Annotated in this window: 18 protein-coding genes and 1 tRNA gene; 10 read left to right on the top strand and 9 right to left on the bottom strand. The window is 60.6% G+C overall.

The genetic code is table 11. The features are described from left to right. Positions 1–91: 91 nt before the first annotated feature. Positions 92–451, bottom strand: a complete 360-nt coding sequence (locus NW805_RS10875) for a hypothetical protein (RefSeq protein WP_414422489.1) — start codon at positions 449–451, stop codon at positions 92–94. A 180-nt stretch (positions 452–631) separates the two neighbouring features. Between NW805_RS10875 and trpB the strand changes: the two genes are divergently transcribed. The 7 genes from trpB to lysS all read left to right on the top strand — a co-directional run bounded on the left by trpB (position 632) and on the right by lysS (position 8,770). Continuing rightward, positions 632–1,885, top strand: a complete 1,254-nt coding sequence (trpB, locus tag NW805_RS10870; protein ID WP_414422501.1) for a tryptophan synthase subunit beta — start codon at positions 632–634, stop codon at positions 1,883–1,885. Between the two features lie 37 nt (positions 1,886–1,922). Beyond that, positions 1,923–2,657: an AMMECR1 domain-containing protein gene (locus NW805_RS10865; protein WP_414422488.1), complete on the top strand. Its 735-nt coding sequence runs from the start codon at positions 1,923–1,925 to the stop codon at positions 2,655–2,657. After that, the gene (locus NW805_RS10860) at positions 2,647–3,411 is read left to right on the top strand and encodes a pantothenate kinase (RefSeq protein ID WP_414422487.1); all 765 of its coding nucleotides are present in this window, start codon (positions 2,647–2,649) and stop codon (positions 3,409–3,411) included. Before NW805_RS10865 ends, NW805_RS10860 begins: the two co-directional genes overlap by 11 nt. A 53-nt stretch (positions 3,412–3,464) precedes the next feature. After that, the gene (gene aroC, locus NW805_RS10855) at positions 3,465–4,601 is read left to right on the top strand and encodes a chorismate synthase (RefSeq protein WP_414351901.1); all 1,137 of its coding nucleotides are present in this window, start codon (positions 3,465–3,467) and stop codon (positions 4,599–4,601) included. 12 nt (positions 4,602–4,613) lie between these two features. Beyond that, complete coding sequence (gene radA / locus NW805_RS10850) at positions 4,614–6,008, top strand: DNA repair protein RadA (RefSeq protein ID WP_414422486.1); 1,395 nt, start codon at positions 4,614–4,616, stop codon at positions 6,006–6,008. Positions 6,009–6,370: 362 nt separating this feature from the next. After that, a complete protein-coding gene (locus tag NW805_RS10845) occupies positions 6,371–7,180 on the top strand; it encodes a Uma2 family endonuclease (RefSeq protein ID WP_414381847.1) in 810 nt (269 codons plus the stop codon). A gap of 54 nt (positions 7,181–7,234) precedes the next feature. Next, a complete protein-coding gene (gene lysS, locus NW805_RS10840) occupies positions 7,235–8,770 on the top strand; it encodes a lysine--tRNA ligase (RefSeq protein ID WP_414422485.1) in 1,536 nt (511 codons plus the stop codon). A 93-nt stretch (positions 8,771–8,863) separates the two neighbouring features. Here lysS and NW805_RS10835 read toward each other — a convergent pair whose 3' ends face one another. The 5 genes from NW805_RS10835 to NW805_RS10815 form a co-directional block, all read right to left on the bottom strand. Continuing rightward, complete coding sequence (locus NW805_RS10835; protein ID WP_414422484.1) at positions 8,864–12,631, bottom strand: tetratricopeptide repeat protein; 3,768 nt, start codon at positions 12,629–12,631, stop codon at positions 8,864–8,866. Positions 12,632–12,788: 157 nt separating this feature from the next. Next, positions 12,789–14,381, bottom strand: coding sequence for a copper resistance CopC/CopD family protein (locus NW805_RS10830; RefSeq protein ID WP_414422483.1), 1,593 nt, complete (start codon positions 14,379–14,381; stop codon positions 12,789–12,791). Positions 14,382–14,398: 17 nt separating this feature from the next. Further along, positions 14,399–14,962, bottom strand: coding sequence for a YcnI family protein (locus NW805_RS10825; protein ID WP_414422482.1), 564 nt, complete (start codon positions 14,960–14,962; stop codon positions 14,399–14,401). Between the two features lie 62 nt (positions 14,963–15,024). Continuing rightward, on the bottom strand, positions 15,025–15,372 hold the full coding sequence (locus NW805_RS10820) for a hypothetical protein (protein ID WP_414422481.1): 348 nt from the start codon (positions 15,370–15,372) through the stop codon (positions 15,025–15,027). Further along, positions 15,372–15,713, bottom strand: coding sequence for a c-type cytochrome (locus NW805_RS10815; protein ID WP_414413566.1), 342 nt, complete (start codon positions 15,711–15,713; stop codon positions 15,372–15,374). Before NW805_RS10815 ends, NW805_RS10820 begins: the two co-directional genes overlap by 1 nt. Before the next feature lie 159 nt (positions 15,714–15,872). Here NW805_RS10815 and dnaG point away from each other — a divergent pair, with 159 nt between their 5' ends. After that, positions 15,873–17,813, top strand: coding sequence for a DNA primase (gene dnaG, locus NW805_RS10810; protein ID WP_414422480.1), 1,941 nt, complete (start codon positions 15,873–15,875; stop codon positions 17,811–17,813). A 147-nt stretch (positions 17,814–17,960) separates the two neighbouring features. Here dnaG and alaS read toward each other — a convergent pair whose 3' ends face one another. Further along, positions 17,961–20,615 carry an alanine--tRNA ligase gene (gene alaS, locus NW805_RS10805; RefSeq protein ID WP_414422479.1) on the bottom strand — a complete coding sequence of 885 codons (2,655 nt, stop codon included), beginning with the start codon at positions 20,613–20,615 and terminating at the stop codon, positions 17,961–17,963. Between the two features lie 273 nt (positions 20,616–20,888). On the opposite strand from alaS, the gene NW805_RS10800 reads away from it, so the two are divergent. Further along, entirely contained in the window at positions 20,889–22,532 is a 1,644-nt protein-coding gene (locus NW805_RS10800; protein ID WP_414422478.1) for a protein kinase domain-containing protein, read from the top strand. Positions 22,533–22,772: 240 nt separating this feature from the next. On the opposite strand, the gene NW805_RS10795 is transcribed toward NW805_RS10800, so the two are convergent. Beyond that, complete coding sequence (locus NW805_RS10795; RefSeq protein ID WP_414381821.1) at positions 22,773–23,276, bottom strand: hypothetical protein; 504 nt, start codon at positions 23,274–23,276, stop codon at positions 22,773–22,775. Between the two features lie 49 nt (positions 23,277–23,325). Here NW805_RS10795 and NW805_RS10790 point away from each other — a divergent pair. Next, positions 23,326–23,399 (top strand) — tRNA-Asp (locus tag NW805_RS10790). A 176-nt stretch (positions 23,400–23,575) separates the two neighbouring features. On the opposite strand, the gene NW805_RS10785 is transcribed toward NW805_RS10790, so the two are convergent. Beyond that, positions 23,576–24,318 (bottom strand): IS5-like element ISSoc13 family transposase gene (locus NW805_RS10785; RefSeq protein WP_414421273.1). Its coding sequence is split into 2 segments (ribosomal slippage): positions 23,576–24,000 and positions 24,000–24,318, totalling 744 coding nucleotides; the frame shifts between segments, so codons are not numbered across the junction. Positions 24,319–24,334: the final 16 nt, after the last annotated feature.

Genomic DNA, 24,334 nt, shown 5'->3' with positions numbered 1-24,334 from the left:
TGCCACTTGAAATAGTAGGTATAGCATCTTTTTCGAGAGTTTGAAATAAAATACCGATTTTTGGGCCACTATTTTGTTTTGTCGACCAAGTTTAAGTTTGCCGATCAACATCAGGGTTTTGGCCGGAGCGCAGCCGTTCGATTTCTTCTCTTGCCCGCTGGATAGCGCTGCAATTGTCTACCGCTGCCCAGGTAGAGGCCAGAAACAGCCCAGGGAGAGAAACCTCTCCTTCTTCGTCGCTAAACAACACGCCAAGGAAGAAACACCAGCCCAGAAAAACCATCAAAGCTTTCCACCGCCGCGTGTAGAGGTAGGCTCCGAAGGCAAGCAGAATAGACAGAAGGATCACCATCCCCTCGGACTTTTGAGAAAGGGCATAGGTGCGCCGCACCTCTTCATCTCTGCGCTTTTGATCTTCTTGCTGGAGCAACTCTTGCAGATGCTTGTCCATAAGGCCGCCTCAAAATCGGACGGCCTTATCTTAAAAATCCTGGGAAGACCCTTGTTCAAAACAACTTTTCGGGATCCCACGGCAGAAGAAGAGAGGCGAGACTGGTCATCGCCCCTTCCTTCTGTAGAATGGGAAAGCCTCTCTCTAGTTGCAGGCTACAAGGCCCGGACGGACTCTGCCATGACCTCAGCTTCTTTTGCTTTTTCCCCTCGTGTTTTGGATCCCCTTGACCCGCAGGTGCGTCCGGATCCCCAGGGGCGGTTTGGGCCGTTTGGGGGCAGGTTTGTGCCGGAAACCTTGATGAGCGCCCTGACAGAGCTGGAGGAAGCCTTTGAGCAGCATTGGCGGGATCCCGATTTTCGCGCTGAGTTTCACAGCCTGTTGCGGGATTTTGTTGGGCGGCCCAGCCCCCTCTACTTTGCCCAGCGGCTCACAGAACACTACGGTGGCCCGCAGATCTACCTCAAACGGGAAGATCTCAACCACACCGGCGCCCACAAGATCAACAACGCCCTTGGCCAAGTGCTGCTGGCGGTGCGCATGGGCAAGCGGCGGATCATTGCCGAGACTGGCGCCGGCCAACATGGGGTGGCCACGGCAACCGTGTGCGCCCGCTTTGGCCTAGAATGCGTCATCTACATGGGGGCGCTGGATATGGAGCGGCAGGCCCCTAACGTGCAGCGAATGCGCCTGCTGGGTGCTGAGGTGCGGGGGGTGGAGGCGGGCACGCGCACCCTCAAAGACGCCCTCTCCGAGGCCATCCGCGACTGGGTAACCAACGTGGAGACCACCCACTACGTCATCGGCACGGTGGCGGGGCCCCACCCTTACCCGAAGCTGGTGCGGGCCTTTCACGATGTCATTGGCCAGGAGACGCGGCAGCAGTGCCAGGAAAAATGGGGAGGGCTGCCGGATGTGTTGCTGGCCTGTGTGGGGGGTGGATCCAACGCGCTGGGGCTGTTCAACGAGTTTGTCCGGGATCCCCAGGTGCGGCTGATCGGCATTGAAGCTGCCGGAGAAGGGCTGCACACGCCCCGCCACGCTGCCACCCTCAACCGCGGTCGGATTGGAGTCCTGCATGGAGCCATGAGCTACCTACTGCAGGATGAAGAAGGGCAGGTGCAGGAGGCCCACTCCATCAGCGCTGGCTTGGATTATCCTGGCGTGGGGCCAGAGCACAGCTACCTAAAAGAAATCGGGCGGGCCGAGTACTACGCGGTTACTGACGACGAAGCGGTGGAAGCGCTGCTGCTGCTGTCGCGCCTGGAGGGGATCATCCCCGCCCTGGAGACGGCCCACGCTCTGGCCTATCTGAAAACCCTGGCCCCGCAGCTCGGCCCTCAGCAGCGGGTGGTGGTCAACTGTTCTGGGCGCGGCGACAAGGATCTAAACACCGTTTTCAAGTATTTGCAGCAGAGAGGGCGTAGCTTTTAGAGTACGGTTGTTGTGACCACCAACGGGATTCTCTTGGGTGTTCACCTGCCGAGTTCACTTCACGGTTCGATTGCTGGGTCTTCTCGGCCTGCTCCTGGCTGCGGGGCTGGGCTTGTGGACGGGATCCGTGGGTGGTCCGCACCGCTGGCACAACCGCACGGGCGAGACGGAGTTCAATAAGGACTCCGTCCCGCTAACGCGATCAGCAGGGATCCCCTCCCCCACCCGGCGACCACCTCTCCCTGACACCCTGCCGGCGCTGGCGCGTCAGGCCATTGCCCACTACTTCGCCACCGGCCAGGTGCTGCCACCTCCAGAGGAGATCCCGCCCCACTGGCGGCGCTCTGCGGGGGTTTTTGTAACGGTGAGTACAGAGGGTCGGCCCCGTGGCTGCTGGGGCAGCTTGGATCCCAGCGGCGAGGACCTGGTCAGGGCCACCATCCGGGCGGCGGTGGGGGCAGTCACCCGCGATTGGCGCTACGTACCTCTGCAACCCGGGGAGCTGGAGTCGGCCTCCATTCAGGTAGCCATTGTGCGGCGGGTGGTGCCCATTGCGTCGGCGGGACGGAGTCCTTTTGCCGCTGTGGAGCAGGTGGATCCCACCCGCATGGGCCTATTTGTCCGCTCTGGAACCCGGGGAGCGGTGTTGCTGCCGGGAGAGGCTTTGACGACAGAATGGCAGCTTGCTACCGCTAAGAGGTTGGCCGGGATCCCTGTCGACCAGCCGGTGGAGCTGTTTCGCGTGGAGGCAGAGCTGCTGCATGAGTTTTGAGGAGGGGGCAGATCTCAGCGCTTCGCACCGCTGTCGTGAATGGCTGGCAGCCGTGCTGGGCAACACTCACGTGCGCTGGGGCTGGTTTGCGGGGGAGACCCTGGTGAAGGTGGAGCAGTTTCCTGCCCACCAGCCCTTGTCCTGGCCGGAGCAGACAGAGCTGTGGCTGGCTCCTGTGGGCTCTGCTCCCCTGCCGCCGGAATCCCCTTGGGTGCATCGATTGGAGCTATCGCAGGTGCCGCTGCGGGATCCCTACCCAGGGCTGGGGCTGGATCGGGCCTTGGCCTTGTGGGCTGCTGGGATCCACTACGGCTGGCCCTGTTTGGTCATCGACGCGGGTACTGCCCTGACCCTCACAGGAGCTGACTCTGAAGGATCCCTGGTGGGAGGGGCCATCTTGCCCGGCCTGGGGTTGCAGGCGCAGGCGTTGGCTGATCACACAGCCCTGCTGCCCAAAGTGCAGTGGGATCCGCAGGATCCCTTGCCCCCTCGCTGGGCCAACGACACCGTGGCTGCCATCCGCAGCGGCATCCTCCACACCCTCTTGGCTGGCTTGCGCGAGTTCATTGCCGACTGGCGTCGCCGCTTTCCCCAAGGCCCCCTGCTGCTGACCGGCGGGGATGGGAAGTGGCTCCACCCTCACTTGGGCCCGCTTGACCCAGAGCTGCGCTGGGATCCCCACCTGGTGTTGCGGGGAATTGCCGGCTGCCGCCAGCTGCACCGCACTGCCCGCCACTCCCCTAGTGCAGAATAGAAAACAGTCTCTCCCAGCCGCCTGCGAGTAACGGCTTCTTGCTTGGGGATCCCATGGCCAACGGCAACTCCTTCGGTGTCCTGTTTTGCGTGACCACCTATGGCGAGTCCCACGGGGGGGCGGTGGGGGTGGTGGTGGATGGCTGCCCGCCGCGGCTGCCCTTGAGCGAGGCCGACATTCAGGCAGAGCTGGATCGGCGGCGTCCTGGCCAGAGCCCCATCACGACGCCCCGCCAGGAAGCGGATCGCTGCCAGATCCTCTCCGGGGTTTTTCAGGGCTTTACGCTGGGCACCCCCATCCACATCCTGGTGCGCAACCAGGATGCCCGCCCCCAGGACTACCAGGAGATGGCCACCACCTTCCGCCCTTCCCATGCCGATGCCACCTACCAGGCCAAGTACGGCATCCGCAACTGGCAGGGGGGCGGACGGGCCTCAGCGCGAGAAACCATTGGCCGGGTGGCTGCCGGGGCCATTGCCAAGAAGATCCTGCGCCTAGCGGCAGGGGTGGAGATCCTGGCCTACGTGCAGCGGGTAAAAGACGTGGAAGCCCAGGTGGATCCCAGCTCGGTAACTGCAGAGCAGGTGGAGGCCAATATCGTCCGCTGCCCCGATCCCCAAGCGGCGGCGGCCATGATCCAAAAAATTGAGGAGGCGGCGCGGGAAGGGGATTCGCTGGGGGGAGTGGTGGAGTGTGTAGCCCGCCGGGTGCCGCGCGGGCTGGGATCGCCGGTGTTTGACAAGCTGGAGGCCGACTTGGCCAAGGCGGTGATGTCCCTGCCAGCCAGCAAGGGGTTTGAGATTGGCTCGGGGTTTGCCGGCACCTACCTGACGGGCAAGCAGCACAACGACGAGTTTTACATGACCCCCGGCGGCTGGCGCACCCGCAGCAACCGCTCCGGCGGCATCCAGGGGGGCATCAGCAACGGCGAAGACATCGTCCTGCGGGTAGCCTTTAAGCCCACTGCCACCATTCGCCAGCCTCAAAACACCGTCACCCTCAATGGGCAAGAGACGGTTTTGGCGGCGCGGGGACGCCACGATCCCTGTGTCTTGCCGCGGGCAGTGCCGATGGTGGAGGCGATGGTGGCCCTGGTCCTCTGCGACCATCTGCTGCGCCACCACGCCCAGTGCGGATCCCTGGTCTTGCCGGAGGTGCCCCTTCCTGTCGCCGCTGCTCCCCAGGCCTAGGAGTCCCCGGCTATGGCCAAGGCCAAAACCGTCTGGGAGTGCAGCCAGTGCGGCGAGCGCTATGCCAAGTTTTTGGGCCGCTGCGACCATTGCGGCGCCTGGAACACCCTGACGGAAGTGGTCGTCGCCCCAGCGGCCAAGTCCCCACGGGCCCAAGCCCTCGCTCCTAGGTCCAACCGCGCCAATGGGATCCCCCAGTCGGCCCTCCCCCTCTCCCAGGTCTCCTCAGATCGCCACCCTCGCCTCTCCTCCGGCTATGGCGAGTTTGACCGGGTGTTGGGAGGTGGCATTGTGCCGGGATCCCTGGTGTTGATTGGCGGGGATCCGGGCATTGGCAAGAGCACCCTGCTGCTGCAGAGCGCTGCCCACCTGGCCAAGAGCGGGCCCATCTTATACGTGTCGGGGGAAGAATCAGCCCAGCAGATCAAGCTACGCGCCGAGCGGCTGGGGGTGGAAAGCGAGCAGCTCTACCTCTTGGCCGAGACCGACCTGGAGGCCATCGTGGCGGAGATCCAGGCTCTGCAACCGCAGGTGGCGGTGATCGACAGCATCCAAGCCATCTTCTGGGGGCAACTCACCTCGGCGCCGGGATCCGTTTCCCAGGTGCGGGAATGCACCGGCCTGTTGATGCGAGTGGCGAAAAAGTTGGGGGTGGCCCTGCTCATTGTGGGCCATGTCACCAAAGATGGATCCCTGGCCGGGCCGAAGGTACTGGAGCATCTGGTGGACACGGTCTTGTATTTCGAGGGAGATCGCTTCCAAAGCCACCGCCTGTTGCGCGCCGTCAAAAACCGCTTTGGGGCAGCCCAGGAAATGGGTGTTTTTGAGATGACCGCCTCTGGCTTGGTGGAGGTGGAGAACCCCTCGCAGCTTTTTTTGAGTAGCCGGGATCAGGCCATGCCCGGAACAGCCACCATCGTTGCCTGCGAGGGCACCCGCCCCTTGGTGGTGGAAGTGCAGGCCCTAGTCAGCCCCACCAGCTACAGCTCCCCCCGCCGCACCTCCACCGGCATTGAAATCAACCGCTTTTTGCAGATCTTGGCTGTGCTGGAAAAACGGGTGGGGATCCCGCTTTCCAAATACGATGCCTACATCGCCTCTGCCGGCGGTATTCAGGTAGCCGAGCCAGCTGCCGACTTGGGGGTAGCAGTGGCCGTGGCCGCCAGCTTCCGGGATCGCCAAGTGGATCCTTTTACAGTCCTGATTGGCGAGGTGGGACTGGGGGGGCAGGTGCGCCCGGTGGCCCAGTTGGAGCAGCGCTTGAAAGAAGCCAGCAAACTGGGGTTTCGCCACGCCATCATCCCCAACAGCCCTGTGTTGTCGGATCACGGCCTGCGCCTGAGTCGGGTGCAGCGGGTGTTGGAAGCCCTGCTGGTGGCTGTGCCCGGTTCCCAGAGCGCAGAGTGAACATCCCCTTGCCTTCCACCCGTCGCCGGCTGCTGGGCTCTGCTGCGCCTATCTCCAAAGGCCAAGCAAGGACTCCGTCCCGCTAACGCGATTGGACTCCGTCCCGCTAACGCGATTGGACTCCGTCCCGCTAACGCGATTGGACTCCGTCCCGCTAACGCGATTGGACTCCGTCCCGCTAACGCGATTGGACTCCGTCCCGCTAACGCGATCGGCATCCGCTGCTTCGGTGGCATGTCCATCATGTTCCCGAAAACTTTTGTTACCCTCGAAAAAGGCTACGCCTGCTGGGCAAACAGCTCAGCAGCCTTAGCTGAGCCCTAGTCCGTAGTTAGCAACACCAGCAAGGGATCCCGGTGAGCATGGTTTCTGCACTCTCCAGCCCAGTCCAGCCCTCGATGCCGGAGGCGGCATTTCCTCTGCCAGAGCCACCGGATATTAGTGACCTGGTCATCGAGGACGATGAGCCTGTGGACAGCATTCACTCGGAGAAGCTGCAGCGCCTGCTCACCGGTGCCCTCTACACCTCATTCCAGCCCAAGGCCAAAGACACCGGGGAACCGATCCCCTTTTTGGCCACGGCCAATGTCGGTCTGTTCTATGCCCTCAAACTGCCTCCCCTGGTGCCCGATGTGATGCTCAGCCTGGAGGTGGCTCCCCCCGCCAGCTTTGAGCGCAAGGAAGATCGCACCTACCTGGTCTGGGAGATGGGTAAGCCGCCGGATGTAGTCATCGAGATTGTCTCCAACCGCAAAGGGGAAGAGCTGGGCCGCAAACTCAAAGACTATGCCCGTGCCGGCGTGAGCTACTATGGGGTCTACGATCCCTTGCGGCAACTAAGGGAACTGCAGGGATCCCCTCTGGCCCTTTTTCAGCGGCGGGGAGGTGAATTTGTCCCCTTCGAGTCCACCTGGCTGGAGGATATCGGGTTGGGCTTGACCCTCTGGCAGGGATCCTTCGAGGGCGTGAACACGGAATGGCTACGCTGGTGTGATCGGGAAGGGGAGGTGTTGCCCACCGGGGAAGAGAAGGCTGCTTTGGAACATCAACGGGCCGAAAGAGAACGCCAACGGGCCGAGGCAGAGTATCAACGCGCCGAAAGAGAACGCCAGCGGGCTGAAGCCCTTCTGGAGCTGCTGCGTTCCCACGGGATCGCGCCGCCGGAAGCCTGAAAAGGGGATCCCGCCCCTGATGGGGCTTTCATTGTCCATTGCCTATCCACTGCCATGTCCACTCTCCCCAGCAGCAGCGAAGTTGCCCAACGGGCCGCCCGCCTGGAAAAAGCCCAACACCTGCGGGAACAAGGGATCCCGCCCTATGCCTATTCTTTTCCTGTTACCCATCTGGCTGCCGAGCTGCAGGAGCAATTTGCCGACCTAGAGCCCGGCGGCGAGCGGGAGGATGTGCAGGTGGCGGTGGCCGGGCGGATCCGGGCGCGGCGGGTCATGGGCAAGCTGGCCTTCTTTACCCTGCAGGATCGCTCTGGCACCATTCAGCTTTATCTAGACAAGAAACGGCTGACGGAGCATATGGGGGAGTTGGCCTTCAAGAACTTGGACAAGCTCATCGACGTGGGCGATTGGCTGGGGGCCAAGGGCTGCCTCAAGCGCACCGAAAAAGGGGAATTGTCGGTGCGGGTGGACGAGTACCAGGTGCTAACCAAGGCGCTGTTGCCGCTGCCGGACAAGTGGCACGGCCTGCGGGATGTGGAGAAACGCTACCGCCAGCGCTACGTCGATCTCATCGTCAACCCTGAGGTCAAGCAGACCTTGCTCGACCGCGCCCAGATCATCCGCTCCCTGCGGCAGACTCTGGAAGAGCGAGGTTTTGCGGAAATTGAGACGCCAGTGTTGCAGGTGATCCCCGGCGGGGCGGAGGCGCGGCCTTTTGTTACCCACCACAACGCCCTGGATCTGGATCTCTACTTGCGCATTGCCACCGAGCTGCACCTGAAGCGGCTGGTGGTGGGCGGGATCGAGCGAGTCTATGAAATTGGGCGGGTCTTTCGCAACGAAGGCATCTCCACCCGCCACAACCCGGAGTTCACCTCTCTAGAGGCCTATCAAGCCTTCGCCGACTACCACACCATGATGGAGCTGACGGAAACCCTGGTCTGCAACGCCGCCCTGGCAGTGCGGGGATCCCTGCAGCTCACCTACCAAGGGGAAGCCATCGACCTCACCCCTCCCTGGCGACGGGTGACGATGCAGGAGCTGGTGGAGGAGGCCACTGGCATTTTCATCGATGTGGAAAAGGGATGCCCTGAAGAGCTCTTGCCGGCCTTGGCCGCCCAAGGGATCCCCGATCTCTCCCCCCAGGACTCCCCTGGCAAGTTGCTGGTCAAAGCCTTTGAGCACTGCTGCGAGAGCCGCCTGCGCCAGCCCACCTTTGTTCTGGACTACCCCCTGGATGTGTGTCCCCTCACCAAGCCCCACCGCAGCAAACCGGGGTTGGCCGAGCGCTTCGAGCTGTTCATCGTTGGGCGGGAGACGGCCAACGCCTACTCAGAGCTCACCGATCCGGTGGATCAGCGGCAGCGGCTGGAGGCCCAGGCAGCCCTGAAGGCAGCCGGAGATGAGGAGGCCCACTTTCTGGATGAAGACTTCCTCACGGCCTTGGAATATGGCCTGCCCCCCACCGGCGGCCTGGGCGTGGGGATCGACCGCTTGGTGATGCTGCTGTGCGACGCTCCCAGCATTCGCGATGTCATTGCCTTTCCGCTGCTGCGGCCCGAGACGGGAGAAGTGGCGGAGGAGGCTTGAGCCGATCCCTCTAACTGTCCATTCAAATCCCATCGATTTCTAAGAGAGGTTGGAGGTGGCCGCGGCGACGGCGCGGAGCCTTTGGGAAGTGTCTCAACCTATTTTGAAATAACTAGCGATAACGTCTTCCAAAAGCCGACCTTCGTACCCTTGCATCTGGAGGGCAGCCTGGAAATCCTGGCAGGCTCTCTGCCAATCCCCAAGGGCAGTCCGGGCCAGGGCGCGGTTGAGGTGGGCCTTGAGGTGGCAGGGATCCCTATCGCTCGCGTCAGCAGTGCAGAGTGTTATGGCTTGGTCGTAGTCGCGGATGGCCGCCGAAAAATCCCCCTGTTGGGCGTAGGCCCAGCCGCGGTTGTTCAAAACCCAGACCCGCTCCTGGGGATCCAGCTCCAGTTGCAGCAGTCGGGTGTAGTCTTCTATCGCTTTGTCCGTCTGTCCCGCGCGCTCCCACAAGAGAGCTCGGCAGAGCAAAGCAGGGCGCTCCTGAGGGTTCAAGGCTAGGGCCCGCGTGTAGTCGGCAATGGCCAGCTCAGGGCGATTGGCCTGCCGGTGCAGATCCCCCCGTTGACGGTAGGCCAGGGCAGCATCGGCCACCCCCCAGTTCTGGTCGAGGCTCAGAGCTTGGTTGAGATCCGCCAATGCCGCCTCTTGATCCCCCAAAGCCAGATGCACCCTTGCCCGCAAAGCAAAAGCCTGAGAAGCCTGCGGTTGCTGCTGGATCAGCGCCGTGAAATCGGCCAACGCCCCAGCCAGATCCCCCCTCTCTTGGCGACACAAGCCCCGATACAACAGGGCTTCGGTGACCAGCACTTCTGGATCCCCTGGGCTGGCCAGCTCCAAGACCCGATCCCAATCGGCTATTGCCCCCTCCAGGTTGTGGCGCAGGCGGCGGATGTGGGCCCGCTTCAGGTGGGCCTCCAGATAGAGCTGCCGGGACTGTTCCCCGTCTTGGGCTTGTTCTTGGATGACTTGGTCGAAGTCGGATTCGGCCTGCTCCAAGGCTACGCCCGCTGCAGGAACGGTGCCGCGCACCGCCAACGCCAACAACAGAGAGCCGCGGGCCAAGCGGGCCATCCTGTGTTGGGGATCCCGCTGCAGCAGACGGTTTAGATCTTGCAAGGCCGCTTCGGTCTGACCCAACTGCTGCAGGGCCTGTGCGCGGTGCCACAGCGCTTCCCTGTGGTCAGGATCCTGCTGCAAAACCCGGCTGAGATCCTGAAGGGCGGCAGCCCAGTTGCCCACCTGTCCATGGGCCATGCCCCGTCCCAGCCAAGCCGTCCAGTCCTGAGGATCCTGCCGCAACACCTCGTCGTAGTCGGCAATGGCCTCTGGCCACCGGCCCAGCTGTCGGCACAACTCAGCTCGCTCTTGGCGCAGATCCCGCCGTTCCGGCTGCAAGCGCACCGCCTCGTTCAACTGCTCCAAGGCCGCCTGCAGATCCCCTGTCTGGATTTGGGCCCGCGCCAGATCTCGGCGGATATCCGCCTCGGCCACTGCCACCCCCAGCGCCAAAGCCTGGTGGTAATCCTGGATGGCCCCCAGCCCATCTCCCAGAGCAGCCCGCACTTGGCCGCGATGGAAATAAGCCAAGCCCGACTGAGGATCCCCTTGCAGAGCTTGGTCGAAATCGGCCAGCGCTCCCTGCCAATCCCCCAACCGTTGCCGTGCCATACCGCGGCGCAGATGGGCATTAACCAGCAGCTCCGGCCCGCGTGGGATCCCAGGCCTCGCCGCCCACTGCAACACCTGCGAGAAGTCCTCACAGGCTGCCGGCCAATCTTCCCGCTCAACATGGAGTTGGCCGCGGTTGAGGTAGAGCTGAGGGTTCTGCGGATCCCGCTCTAGGGCAGCTGTATAATCCCGCAGAGCCGCTAGGGGATCCCCCAACAGCCAATGGATTCGCCCGCGGCTGCTGTAGGCACTGGCATCTTGGGGATCCAAAGCAATGGCCTGGTTCAAGTCGGACAAAGCCGCTTCAATGTTGCCCAAGTCCAGGTGGGCAATGCCCCGGTTGAGGTAGGCTTTGGCCATTTGGGGATCCAGCTCCAGGGCGCGGTTGAAGTCTGCCAGAGCGCCGCCGGGATCCCCCAGCCCCTGGCGAGCCAAGCCCCGGCAGAGATAGGCCCGCGACAGGTTGGGATCCAGGCGGAGAGCCTGTTCACAATCCGCCAGCGCCGACTCCAGGGCGTTGCTGCTCAGGTAGGCCATGGCCCGCTGCAAGTAGAGATCCGCCTGGGCTGCCGCCTCTGCCTCAGGTAGCTCAGTGGCCTCAGCAGACCGTAGGGATAGGGCCTGAGAAAAATCTTCAACGGCCCCTTGGGGATCCCCCAACGCTTGCCGGGCCAGGCCCCGGTGGTAATAGGCTTTGCCGTGGCGAGGATCCAACTGCAGCGCTTGGGTGTAGTCCTCGACGGCCCCTTGCAAATCTGACAACTGGACCCGCGCCACTCCCCGGTTGAAGTAGGCTTCCCCGTCCTGAGGGTCCCGCTTGATCACCTCGGAAAAATCGGCTGCTGCCCCCTGCGCATCTCCCAGATGGCCGCGCACCACGCCGCGGTTGAAATAGGCCCGCACATCTTCCGGGTTGAGCTCAATGGCCCGCGAATAGTCTTCGATGGCCTGCTGCTGCTGATTGAGTTGCCGGTAAGCATTGCCACGGTTGTAGTAGGCCACCGCCCATTGTGGGTTGAGGCCGAGAGCCTGGGTGTAGTCGGCAACAGCTCCCTCGTAGTCCTCCAGCCGGTAGCGGGCAATGCCGCGGTTGAAATAGGCGCGGGCGTCCCCTGCCAGTTGAATGACTTGGGTGTAATCTGCGATGGCCCCTGCCAAGTCCCCACTTTTGTAGCGGGCGCTGCCCCGCTGGCTGTAGGCGCGGCTATTTTGGGGATCCAATTGAATGGCCAACGTACAGTCGGCAATCGCCCCCTGGAAATCCCCTTGGCGGGCTTTCTCCTGTGCGCGGGCCAACAGGCGCGTCACCAAAACCTGATCCACCGCAATATCCCGAAGCGTTGACTCCTGGGGAAAAGGCAACAGGGGCCGCAGCGCCTCCAACACCTCAGCAGCCGATTGGAAACGCTCTTGCCAGTGGGGGCAGATCAGGCGATCCAAAATCTCGGCCAGCTCCTCGCTGACCTGAACCAAATCCCGCCAGAGCAGTTGGCCGGTGCGGGGATCGTCCCGGATCTTATGGGGAGGACGACCGGTGAGGGCTTGGATGGCCAACACCCCCACAGAGTAAAGGTCGCTGCAGGGCTGGGGCTTGCCGTTGAGCTGTTCGGGCGCCATGTAGCCAACCGAGCCAATCACCGTCGCCAACTGAGTTTGGCCGGGGGCATGGCTGACCAACCGCCCCACTTCCTTGACTGCCCCAAAGTCGATCAACACCAACTTGCCATCGGCATCGCGGCGCATCAGGTTGGCCGGCTTGATATCCCGATGGACGATCTGGTGGGCGTGTACATGGCGCAGGATCTCCAAAATATCCCACAACAGTTGCAAAACCTCGGCCTCGCTCAGCGGCTTGCCCGGGATCAGCTCCTGGCTGAGATCATGCCCGGCAACAAACTCTTGCACCAAGTAAAAATCCTGATCCTGCTCGAAGTGGGCCAAAAGGCGGGGCACCTGGTCGAAGTGGTTGAGCCGGTTGAGAACCTTGGCTTCCCGTTCAAAGAGCTTGCGAGCCGTGGCCAGTGTATAAGGATCCGTGGAGAGGGGGCGAAGGCGCTTGACGACGCAGGGGCTATCGAAGGTGTCTTGATCCACCGCCTTGTAGGTTATGCCAAATCCCCCTTCCCCGAGGGGATGGAGAATGCGATAGCGTCCCCTGAGCACACTTCCCGCTCTGATCTTGTCTTCCATGGCCAAGTCAGTCCCTGAGCGGCGCAGCCTTTTGCCACTGCAAGCTGGCTCGATTCTGCCACAGGCGGACGCCCTTGGGCGGAGCAATCCACAGCTCCTATCCAGGGTCTTTTTCTGCTTTTTCTTTTCGCGATCTTCAATGTCTGTAACAATTCAGTCAGAGAGAAACCGCGATCTGACCTCGCCGCTCTTCAAAATCGCTGATCAGCAGTCTCACCTCGATCTGCCATTCCCCCGCCAGGGCTAGGGGCACATTTTCCACCACAAATTGGCCAGGCCCATCCGGCGCTACAGTGCGGCGTAGAGGGGGGATCCCCTGTTCTGGCAGGGAAAACCCAAGGGTCAATTCCTGGGCCGGGACTCCCTTCACCTCAGCCCGAATTTGATTTTCCCCAGGACGGCAGGGCAGAATCTTCAGGTGCAGGCTGCCTTCCGGCCAGTTCAAGCTCTCTTCACAACTGGTCTGCCAACCTGATTCCAGGGGGGATCCCATGCCCTGCCTCCCATGACTGGGGGGAGCCTGGGCCACCAGGAAGCTGGTCAAGCCCAGCACCAGCATCAGCCCCACCAACTCCAGGCGGACGATCCGGCGCAGCGACCGGCCCGCGGCCTGTCCACCTTGCTGTAATCCCGGCACCAGCCGAAACTTGTTGTGGGCGCCCAGCCCCACCATCATCAGCACCAGCAGCAGCTTGGCCCAGAGATACTGGCCGTAGGGATGATCCCAGTCCCAGCCGCGGTGGATCCCACCCATCCCCACCCCCGCCAGGATAAGCCCCGGTACCGCCCAGGTGGCCACGTCAGAAAACCGTTGGATGATGCCTACAGATGGGTAGGGAGCAGATTCCTTGCCCAGCAGGCGCTCCAGCCCCCACAACCCTCCCAACCAGAAAGCTGAACCGGCCAGATGCAGCCCCAGCAGCGCCATTGTCCCCATCGGATGCTCACTGGTGAGAGCATGGCCAATGGGCAAAAAGGAGCCGAGCACCAACACCGACCCCATACCGCTGGCCCAGACGGCACCTCCCTCACAGGCCCAGATCAGGATCCCTAGCCCCACCAGCCGCAGCCCTGTACCCCAACCGTAGGGAGAAAGCATCACACGCAGCAGCTCTCGCCCATTAAAGTAAGGGTAGAGCTGGGCCAAATGCAGACTGAAGGCCACCACGGTCAAGCTGAGGGTGATCCAAGCTGTCGCAAAAGCCCAAGATCCGGCCTCGGCGTTTAACCGCCCCCGCAACAGTCGCCACCAGCCCAGCACCCCCACCACAAAAAGGCTGCCCAAGTAGATCCCCCAGCGCCCCCCCACCCGCGGCCAGTACAAGGGATCCCTTCCTTGAAGCTGGGTCGCCCTCACCGTCTGAACTCGCTCCGGATCCGCTCCCACCAGGAAAACAAACGAACCGCTTACCGGATGAGAATCGGCAGAAATGGCCCGCCAGCTGACAATGTAAACCCCCTCTGGGATCTCCTGGGGCAGATCCCCCTGCGGCGCGTTGCCGGTGCTCACCACGTTTTCCAAAGCTAGCGCCCGTCCGCTGCTACCTAAAACCTGGAGTTGCGTGATCCGCACCGGCTCATTGAAGACCAGCCGCACCTGTGTCGGCGCTTCCTGCAGCACCGCCCCATCCTCTGGGAAGGTGGATAGCAAGCTGGCATGGGCAAAAACGGGCTGGATCCCGGCCACCCACAGCAAGGCGCAGAGGATCCCAGCCCAAATCCCAGCAAAACCCCCCCTAGGATAAGACATGATCCCAACCAGGCCGCCTAGCGGGTACCGTGACCCTGTCCACTGTCTCCACCCGTCAGCTTCAGCAGCGGAGCCGGCTCCGGCAAACTCTTGGGATCCTCGCCAGGCTGAGCCACCTGAATCCAGCGGTACATGCCCTGCTCGCACTCCTGGATTGCCGGGATAGCTACAGTCTCACCAGGGCGATCCGGCAGCTTCACACCAATGCTGAACTCGTCCATGAGCCCGTCTGGCAGCGAGCCGCCGCTCCAGATCACCTCAGAAACCGTTTCAGTGATCATCTTTCCGTGCATCTCGTAGGGAGTTGCCAGGGGCTTTTTCACGGTTTCAACTTTCCAGAGGGGGTGAACCACCGGCTTCACAGAGACAAATCCCTCCGGGATCTGCACGCGCAGACGAACGGTTGGAGATCCATCACATCCGTGGGACACTCGAAAGGTAAGCTTAACAAAGCTGCCCGCCGGGGCCTCTTTGGGATGGACGGTAACATGGGCCCAGGCAGAGGAAAGGGGTAAAAAACTCATTCCCAGGGCCAGCAGAGATTTCTTGGCCAGGGTCAAGTAACTTTGCAGACTGAACATTCGCAGATGCTCCTTACAAGCCTGTAGAGAAAGAGAAAAATGCAGTGTTTGTTGGTCAAAACCTAGGGGTGGTGATGGGATCCGTGGGATTCCGTTATGCTCATGCTGTGCTGTCCCCAACTGGCTAGGCCCATCGACACCAGGCCGGCGCTGGCCAAACCCATCGACACCAGCCCGAAGGAGAGCGCCCCCATAGCCACTAGGCCAATAGAGAGGATGCCGTGGGTCACCACGCCGATGGCCACTACCCCATGGGCAGAAATGCCCACCGCCACCAAGCCATGTGCTCCCACGCCAACCGACAAGATTTTGCGGCGGGATCCCTGTCCTTCACATCCCTGCTCGTGAGGCAGCCGCTCCGCCGGGCTTTCCTGCAGCAAGGCTGGATCTTGAGTCTTCTCTTTGGCCACTAGCCTCTACTCCAGTTGTGCTCAGCGCGATCCAAAACGTAGGCCGCCACCGCCTCGATCTCCTCCGGCTTGAGGATCTTGGCAAAAGCCGGCATGGCTCCTTTGCCGTTTCTCACCTGGGCCTGGATCAGCTCAGGGGTATCCACGTGGTACTCATGAAGAGCCGCCAGAGAAAGGTTTTTCGCTGCCACCAAAGTGTTTCGCCCGTTCAAGTGACAGCCCACGCATTTGGCCTGAAAGACCTTAGCTCCCAAGGCCAAATCCGGCTCGGCAGAAGCCGCTTGCGGGCTCAAAAAGAGGGCAGAGACTGCCAACAAAAGCCCTATAAAAAGGTTGATCATTCGCATTTTCATCTCAGAGATTGACCCAAAACTAGCCTTCGTGCTTTGCACCGCTAACGCGAACAAAGCTGGCTTATTGTCCCAAGCCCGTTGGGCCAGGTCAAAAGACGGCCTGTCGAGCTTCCCCCGGCTACCATAAGGTCAGGATCCCCCGAAGCCATGAGCGGTCTGCCCCCCGATTTCATTCAGTTGGTGCGCCAAAAGGCCGACCTCGTGGAAGTGGTGGCCGAAAAAGTGGTGCTGCGCAAGCAGGGAAAGAACTTCGTTGGGCTTTGCCCTTTCCACAACGACCACAAACCCAGTTTTCAGGTCAGCCCCAGCAAGCAGATCTACAAGTGCTTCTCCTGCGGGGCAGGGGGAGATGTGCTGCGCTTTGTCATGCAGACCGAGCATCTCTCCTTTGCCGAGGCCGTGCGCCACTTGGCCCGGCGATACCACATCCCTCTGCCCACTCGCCACACCGAGACACAGCCCTTGGGATCCCTCTATGAGCGGGAACTCTCCCACCGGGAAAAGCTGCTGGAGATTTTGGCCATGGCCGCCGATTTTTATCGGCATGCCCTCCGATCCCAGCTAGGATCCGCCGCCCGCCAGTACCTGCACAGCCGCCACCTGAGCGAAGAAACTTTGCAAAAATTTCAAATCGGCTTTGCTCCCCCCAGCTGGCAATCTCTCTACGAATACTTGGTCAACCACAAGCGCCAACCGGTCAAACTTTTAGAAGAGGCTGGATTGCTGGTTCCCCGCCAGCAAGGATCCGGCCACTACGACCGCTTTCGCAACCGGATCATGCTGCCCATTTTCGATGTGCAGGGGCGGGTGATCGGGTTTGCCGGCAGAGCCTTGGGGGAGTCAGGACAGCCCAAGTACCTCAACTCTCCAGAAACAGAGCTCTTCAACAAAAGCCAGGTGGTCTATGGCCTCAACTTTGCCCGCGATGCCATTGCCAAAGCCGATCAAGTCCTGGTGGTGGAAGGCTACTTCGATGTCATCGCCCTGCATCAGGCGGGGGTTGCCTATGCCGTAGCCGCTATGGGCACCGCTTTGACGCCCCACCAGGTGAAGATCCTGCTGCGCTACACCCAATCGAAGCGACTGATTCTCAATTTTGATGCGGATCGGGCCGGTTTGAACGCCGCCAACCGAGCCATTGAAGCCGTTGAAGAACAAGCGCGGCGCGGAGAAATTGAGCTGCGCATTCTCACCCTTCCTGAGGGCAAAGATGCCGACGAATTTTTGCGGGAGCACAGGGGCTCCGCCCCGCTGACACCAGCGGTTTCTGAACTGCAAACCCTGATTGAGCAGGCCCCCCTGTGGCTGGATTGGCGAATTGAACAGGTGTTGGCCGGTCGGGATCTGAGCCGGGCCACCGATTTTCAGCAGGCCCGTCAAGCCCTTGTGCAACTGCTGGCCGGTTTGGGTGGACAATGGCGCTCTTTGTATTTGCACAAAGTGGCAGAATTGCTCAGTCGGGGCAATGGTCGCCTCAGTCGAGATTTGGAAGAAGACCTGCGCCGAGCCGTGCGGCAGTACCGCTGGGCCAAACCCCAGCAATCTTCCCTCAATAAGGGATCCAAACTCTTGCAATCTGAGTCCCATCTTTTGCAGATCTTTCTGCATTTTGGCGAGTATCGCCACGAAATTCGCCAAACTTTGCTGGAGCGGGAGCTGCAATTTAGCTTTCGCCCCCACCGGGAGCTGTGGCAGCGGATCTTGGAGCTGATCTCGGCTCAGCCGGAGCTGGAAGACCGGGGAGAGACTTTGCTGACGGCTTTGCGCACCCTCTGTGCCCAAGATGAGCAGCTCAACGAGCGCCTCAGCCATCTGCTCTGGTTGGACGAAAATACCCGCGTAGCCCTGATGCGTCCACGGATGGTGGTGCGGGCCGCCATTGCCAACATGGAGCTGGAAATTCGCCAGAAGCGCTACCGCTACTGGACCCAACTGTGGGATCAAGCCTTTTCCGAAGGCAACACTGCCCTGGCCGCCCAGTACCAGGCCAGCATCCAGCAGGAATACCAGGCGATTCAGGCGCTGCAGCGGCAGGTGCAACTGAGCCTGGAAGACATGTCGGAAACCCCACTGGCCGAAGATTTATAGTCATTTCGATTCAAACTAGGACACTAAACCCATAACCCCATACGCGGCCAGAAGGCTTCTCTCTATAGCCCGAGTGTCTCACCCTAAACTGAACAGACTGTAGTGGCTGATGGACGGCCTGTTGCTGCTCAAAAGGGCTTCGCTCCCCTAGCGCGAGATCAGCTCCGCTTGCAACCGCTCCCGGGCCACCTGCAAAGCCTCTGCCAATTTCTCCGGCTGTTTGCCCCCAGCTTGGGCCAAGTTGGGCCGTCCGCCGCCGCCCCCTCCGGTGAGTTTGGCAATCTCGCCGATGAAGGATCCCGCCTTCAGGCCAAGTTGCTGCACAGCAGGGCTAAAGGCAGCCACCAGGCTGACCTTACCGGCTTCCGGCACCGATCCCAGCACCACTGCCCCTTCCCCCAGCTTGTGGAGCAGATGCTCGGCAGCGGTTTTGAGGGCCTCAGGGGTGGTGGATCCCAGTTCTGCCACCAACACCTTGAGATCTGCGCCGGCAACCGCTTGGGCCAGCAAACGTTCGGCCTGCACCAAGGCCAACTGGCTGCGCACCTCCTCCAGCTCCTTCTGAGCAGCTTTCAGCTCCGCCTGTAGGGCAGCAACCCGCTCCGGCAGTTCCTGGGGCTTGGCTTTGAATTGGGCGCTCAGCTCCCGCACCACCCTGTCCCGCTCGTTCAGGTATTCCAGTACAGCCGGCCCGGCCACGGCCTCGATGCGACGGATCCCGGCAGCCACCCCGGTCTCGGCGATGATCTTGAACAGGCCGATCTCGGCGGTGTTGTTGACATGGGTGCCACCGCACAGCTCCATCGACACCCCCGGAAAGTCGATTACCCGCACCTCGGCGCCGTATTTTTCCCCGAACATGGCCACGGCACCTCTGGCTTTGGCCTCGGCCAAGGGCATGATCGCCACCTGAGCAGCATGGGCCTCGGCAATCCAGGTGTTCACCAAGTTCTCGATCTGTTCCAGCTCCTCAGGGGTGACTGGCCGGGATAGGGTGAAATCAAAGCGCAGCCGGTCAAAGGCCACCAGGGATCCCGCCTGACCAATCGAGGGATCGACAATTCTTTTCAGGGCCGCCTGCAGCAGGTGGGTGGCGGTGTGGTGGGCTTGGGCGCGCCGCCGACAGGCCAGGTCAATCTGGGCTTGGACGGGATCCCCCACCCGCAGGATCCCGCGTTCCACACGGCCAAAGTGAACGAACAGATCCCCTTGCTTTTGCACATCTTCAATCCGCACCAGCAGGCCGTCCCCAGAAAGGTAGCCCCGGTCGCCAATTTGCCCGCCGGACTCGGCGTAGAAGGGCGTGCGATCCAAAACGATCTGCACCGCTTGCCCTGCCTCCACTTGGGGCACCGATTTCCCCTCGACCAACAGGGCCTCGACCACGCCGCGGGCGGAAGATTGGCTGTACCCCAAAAACTCCGTTTGGCTGAGGAAATCCGCCAACTCGTCCAGGGATCCCTGGGCTGTGAGGTCGATGGTTTGGTGGGCGGCGCGGGCCCGCTGCCGCTGTTTCTCCATCTCTTGCTCAAAGCCCTCCAGATCCACGCTGAAGCCGTGTTCCTGGGCAATTTCTTGGGTTAGCTCCAGCGGAAAACCGTAGGTATCGAAGAGCTTGAAGGCGTCGGCGCCGGAGATCTGCTTTGGCGAGCTGCTGTCACGGCGGGAAGATTCGACGGCAGTAAACAAATCCAGCAGCAGCCGTTCCCCCCGCTCCAGGGTTTTGAGAAACTGCTCTTCCTCCCGTTGCAGCTCGGTCTTGATCAGGGTTTCTCGCTCCCGCACCTGAGGATAGGCAGCCTCGGCCAACTGAATCGCGGTCTCGATTACCGGGATGGTGAAGGGCTCGCCAATCCCCAGCAATCGCCCGTGGCGCACCATTCGCCGGATCAGCCGCCGCAGCACATAGCCCCGATCCACATTGGAAGGAAGCACCCCATCGGCAATCAAATGCATCACTGCCCGCGCGTGATCCCCGATCACCTTCAGGGAGATTTGCTGCTCCGGGTCGGCCTTGGAGTAGTTCAGCCCGGCGATCCCAGCCGCCGTCTGAATGATGGGAAAGATCAAGTCTGTCTCGTAGTTGTTGGGCACCCCCTGCAACACCTGGGCCAACCGCTCCAACCCCAGGCCGGTGTCGATGTTTTGCTTGGCCAGCGGCATCAGGTGACCTTCGCTATCCCGGTTCAGCTCCATGAACACCAGGTTGTAGATCTCCAGAAAGCGGGAGTCATCCTCCAAATCGATCCGCTCATCCCCCAGCTCCGGCTTGAAGTCGTAGTAAATCTCAGAACAAGGGCCACAGGGGCCGGTGGGGCCGGCAGCCCAGAAATTATCCGCCTCTCCCATGCGCTGGATGCGGTGGGCCGGGATCCCTATCTCATCTCGCCAGAGGGCAAAAGCCTCCTCATCTTCGCGAAAGACGCTCACCACCAGCCGTTCCGGGGGCAGGCCGAACACCTCCGTCACCAGCTCCCAGGCCCAGGCGATGGCCTCCTTTTTGAAGTAGTCGCCAAAGCTGAAGTTGCCCAGCATCTCGAAGAAGGTGTGGTGGCGCGCCGTTCGGCCCACGTTCTCGATGTCGTTGGTGCGCACACATTTCTGGGCCGTTGTAACCCGTGGGTACTCCGGATCCCGTTGCCCCAGGAAAATGGGCTTAAAGGGCAACATGCCAGCAATGGTCAGCAGCACCGTTGGATCTTCTGGCACCAAGGAGGCGCTGGGCAACACCTGGTGGCCCCGCTGAGCGTAGAAGTCCAGAAAAGTTTGCCGAATGGCGGCACCGGAAAGCGCTGGAAACATGACAGGCGAAGATGGCTGTATTCATCAATTCTAAGTTTTCCATCCAGCCCTTGCTGCCCTCGCTTCGTTTCACCCAACCCCATCCGCCGAAAACCTAAGCGATTTGTCCGATGAACCTCAGGGCGGGCAGACGCTAAGATCAGCTTATTTGAGGCAGTTGTGCAAGATTTGTTTCTTCTTGGTCTAACCTGTATGTATCTCTCACAACTTGCCTGCCGACTTCTTGGCTCCGTCTCGGTTGTCCGGATCGCCAGCCGGTAACCCCAAACTGGTATGCCCACTTGCTACTGCCTTAACCCTGCCTGTTTGCACCCGGAAAACCCGGCGGATGCCTCTACCTGTGCCTCTTGTGGCCATCTCCTCCTGCTGCGCAATCGCTACCGGGCCTTCAAGCGCATCGGCCAGGGGGGATTTGGCTCTACCTTTTTGGCGCGGGATGAGGACATGCCCTCCAAACCTTGGCGGGTGATCAAGCAGTTGCGCCCGGTCGAGGGATCCCCGCAACTGGCCAAGCTGGCGGAGGAGCTCTTCAATCGCGAGGCCCAAGTGTTGGAGCGCCTGGGCGAACATTCGCAGATCCCCAAGCTCTACGCCCACTTTCAGGAAGGCGGCAAGTTCTACTTGGTGCAGGAATTTATCCAGGGCACCACCCTCTCCCAAGAAATGCGTCGCAATGGGCCCTTTTCCGAAGAACAAACCCGGCAGGTGATGCAGGAGGTGCTGCTGATCCTCAGCTATGTCCACAGCCACAACACGGTTCACCGAGACATTAAACCCGCCAACCTGATTCGTCGCAAAGAAGATGGCCGATTGGTGCTGATCGACTTTGGGGCCGTCAAGCAGCTCGGCCCGGGCCAGGATTCGGCAGAAGAGGCGACGGCCATTCGCTCGCTGGGCTTTTCTCCCCCAGAGCAAGTAGCCGGCCAGGCGGTCGGTCCCTCTAGCGATCTCTATGCTTTGGCGGCTACCTGCATCAACTTGATGACGTTGGAATCTCCGGCCAAGTTTTATAACCATGAAACGGGGCAGTGGGATTGGTCGGATGAACTGCAGCTTAGCCCTGAATTCGACGCCATTTTGCACCGCATGTTGCAGCCGGCCATCAATCAGCGCTTTGCCACCGCCACCGAGGTCTTGCGGGCGCTGCAAGGGATCCCGGTGGAAGAAGCACCGATTGTGTTGCCCAACTCCCCCCTGTCTGCCAATCCCAGCACATCGGTGATCTCCGGCTACTGGGCCAAGCGCCGCTCGGGTGGTTTCGTGCCCACACCCCTCCCTCCGTCCACCGCAGGGGGAATGACAGCCAGCAGCCCGGTATCCATCCCCTCTGAGTGGGGGAGCACCACCGGTTTCACCCAACTGGGCCGAGCCAGTAGCATCACAGGCGGCGGACGGATCAAGCCGGCCACCCCACCGCGGATCCCCTCCATGGCGGGAGCGGATCTGCGGGGAAAGTCCTTTGCCAACCAAAACCTAGCCGGCTATGATTTGCGCCAGGCCGATCTGCGGGGGGCCGATTTCTCAGGGGCCAACTTGCAGGGGGCGGATCTGCGCGGGATCCTCTTCAACACCCCTCAACCCCATTGGCTACGGGTTTTGAGCCAACTGTCTGGATCGGCCAAAACATTGGGAGGGATCCTGACAGGCTTGGGGGGGCTGCTGGGCTCAGGGATCCTGGCCTTTTTGCTTGTCCGCCTGACCACGGGCAATTTGGTTTATGCGTTAGGAGCGGCTGGGATCGCCTTGGTGGTGGCCAGCTCGGTGATCTGGTCGATGGCCGGTGGGGTTCGTTTGGCTCGATACCCAGAAGAAAAGAGCAAGCGCTTTACCAACTTTTGCAAAGCGGATCTGCGGGGGGCGCGGATGGACGAGAAGCTACGGAAGTTTGCCCGTCGGCAGGGAGCCATTTTGAGCTGACGCAGGGCGGACTGCGGATCTGGCGGATCTGGAATTTTGCGTTGCGATCTTTAACTTTATAGATCTTTAAGATCTTTAATAGTTTTATAGTTGTTTCAGGTTAGGATGAGACGTCTGGGCTACTGATCGCGCCGGCGGGACGGAGTCCTTAGAAAAGCCTTCTGGCCCTCCGCATTCAACGCTTTGTCCTAGTTTGAATCGAAATGACCACAAAACCATAAAAGAGAAAAGTTCAAGAGCTCAAGCCATTGAAGGGGGTGGAGAGGCCCATCTGCGAAGCGATTGATTGACCTGTTCCATCAAAGCTCGGCAGGCTACGGTTTTGCCCTGTTGCCGATCCCCAGCTTGGTCGTAAAAGACAATACCATCGGCCCGAGAAAGGCCCAACGCCAAGAACAACAGCTCCAAGACCCCAAAAGAAGCGGTCTCCAGCTCCGGCGATCGCTCCTTGAGCTCTGCCAGTGTGGTGTGGGCATCTTCCAGGTGGCCGAAGGCCGGGATCCACAGATGAGTCGTCGGCTGGGATCCCTCTGAGGATGAGTCGCCAGCAGCAGGATCCTCGACCACCCGCACCGTCAGCCAGCCGCCATCGGGGTAGCGCAAGGTGGTGTATTGCAGGTGATCCAGGTGTTGGGCCACCTGAGTGAGCACATCCGCCACCTGTTGCATCGCCGCCGTTGGGATCCCATTTTGCGGAGCGGTATCCACAAGGGTTGCGGCCTGTGCTGCCAGACTAACCACCATGATTGACAACAATCCTCGTCCACATCCAGAATAGATATTCGCAGCGATTGGGGCTGTAGTTCAATTGGTTAGAGCACCGCCCTGTCACGGCGGAAGTTGCGGGTTCGAGCCCCGTCAGCCCCGTACTCCTAAAACACTCTAGCTTAGTCGCTCCCCTGCAGCCCTCACATTTCCAGACTGATCTGATTTCTTGATTTCTGACGGTGACTGCTGCACAATGCGGCCGGCTCAGGGTTCAAGTTTCGGCGGTGGGGTATGGAAAGCCCGCCCTAAAATGGGGCTTAGGTTGTGTTGATCTTTCATTTGAGCCAAAAGAGAGCACTGACGAGATAGAGAAAACTCAAGAAGTTCCTGGCCAATTTGTCAAAACGAGAACATAGATGCCGGTACTGCTTTAACTTATGAAAAAAGCATTCGATTAAATGCCTCTCTTTATACAGATGCTTGTCATAATGCCGCTGCGTCTTTCTATTCCTTTTAGGCGGAATAACCGCTTGAGCTTCCCCTATCTTCTTAATCAACTTATCCGCATCATATCCTTTATCCCCAATTACTTTGGTATCCTTTCTCTGCCAGCCCTCTATCAATTCTTCCCCTTGAGTAATATCGCTCTTTTCTCCGCCAGTTATTCTCAATTCCAGCGGATTTCCCAACCCATCTACACTCACATGAATCTTGGTGCTGTATCCGCCTCGGCTTCTCCCCAAAGCTTGCTCCCCTTTTTTCCGGCAGCACAGGAGTGCGCTCGAACCGTGGTTGAATCAATAATGAGATGCTCTAAATCAGGGTCGTCAATAAAATACTTGAACATCCGTTCCCACACTCCAAAACGACTCCACCGGTGGAATCTTTGATAGATGGTGTACCATTTGCCATATCCTTCTGGGAGGTAGCGCCAAGGAGCACCGGAACGGGCTATCCAAAGAACTGCTTCAATAAACTGTTTGCAGTTTGCTTCTTTCCCAATGTTAACTCTCTCTTCTGTCTGTAAAAAAGCCAATATCTTCTGCCATTTGTTTTCATCTAAAAAAACCAACTTCATCCTCTTTCCTCTATAA

It is taken from the genome of Synechococcus sp. W60.1 (assembly GCF_047461575.1).
Lineage (GTDB): Bacteria > Cyanobacteriota > Cyanobacteriia > Thermostichales > Thermostichaceae > Thermostichus.
This window is presented reverse-complemented; position numbering and strand designations above follow the sequence as displayed.

Bases quoted from the DNA above. Each gene is read 5' to 3' on its own strand.
- radA (WP_414422486.1), top strand. From the start codon at position 4,614: ATGGCCAAGGCCAAAACCGTCTGGGAGTGCAGCCAGTGCGGCGAGCGC.
- NW805_RS10800 (WP_414422478.1), top strand. From the start codon at position 20,889: ATGCCCACTTGCTACTGCCTTAACCCTGCCTGTTTGCACCCGGAAAAC.
- aroC (WP_414351901.1), top strand. From the start codon at position 3,465: ATGGCCAACGGCAACTCCTTCGGTGTCCTGTTTTGCGTGACCACCTAT.
- NW805_RS10835 (WP_414422484.1), bottom strand. From the start codon at position 12,631: ATGGAAGACAAGATCAGAGCGGGAAGTGTGCTCAGGGGACGCTATCGC.
- NW805_RS10845 (WP_414381847.1), top strand. From the start codon at position 6,371: ATGGTTTCTGCACTCTCCAGCCCAGTCCAGCCCTCGATGCCGGAGGCG.
- NW805_RS10825 (WP_414422482.1), bottom strand. From the start codon at position 14,962: ATGTTCAGTCTGCAAAGTTACTTGACCCTGGCCAAGAAATCTCTGCTG.
- NW805_RS10815 (WP_414413566.1), bottom strand. From the start codon at position 15,713: ATGATCAACCTTTTTATAGGGCTTTTGTTGGCAGTCTCTGCCCTCTTT.
- NW805_RS10875 (WP_414422489.1), bottom strand. From the start codon at position 451: ATGGACAAGCATCTGCAAGAGTTGCTCCAGCAAGAAGATCAAAAGCGC.
- trpB (WP_414422501.1), top strand. From the start codon at position 632: ATGACCTCAGCTTCTTTTGCTTTTTCCCCTCGTGTTTTGGATCCCCTT.
- NW805_RS10830 (WP_414422483.1), bottom strand. From the start codon at position 14,381: ATGTCTTATCCTAGGGGGGGTTTTGCTGGGATTTGGGCTGGGATCCTC.
- lysS (WP_414422485.1), top strand. From the start codon at position 7,235: ATGTCCACTCTCCCCAGCAGCAGCGAAGTTGCCCAACGGGCCGCCCGC.
- NW805_RS10795 (WP_414381821.1), bottom strand. From the start codon at position 23,276: ATGGTGGTTAGTCTGGCAGCACAGGCCGCAACCCTTGTGGATACCGCT.
- NW805_RS10860 (WP_414422487.1), top strand. From the start codon at position 2,647: ATGAGTTTTGAGGAGGGGGCAGATCTCAGCGCTTCGCACCGCTGTCGT.
- dnaG (WP_414422480.1), top strand. From the start codon at position 15,873: ATGAGCGGTCTGCCCCCCGATTTCATTCAGTTGGTGCGCCAAAAGGCC.
- alaS (WP_414422479.1), bottom strand. From the start codon at position 20,615: ATGTTTCCAGCGCTTTCCGGTGCCGCCATTCGGCAAACTTTTCTGGAC.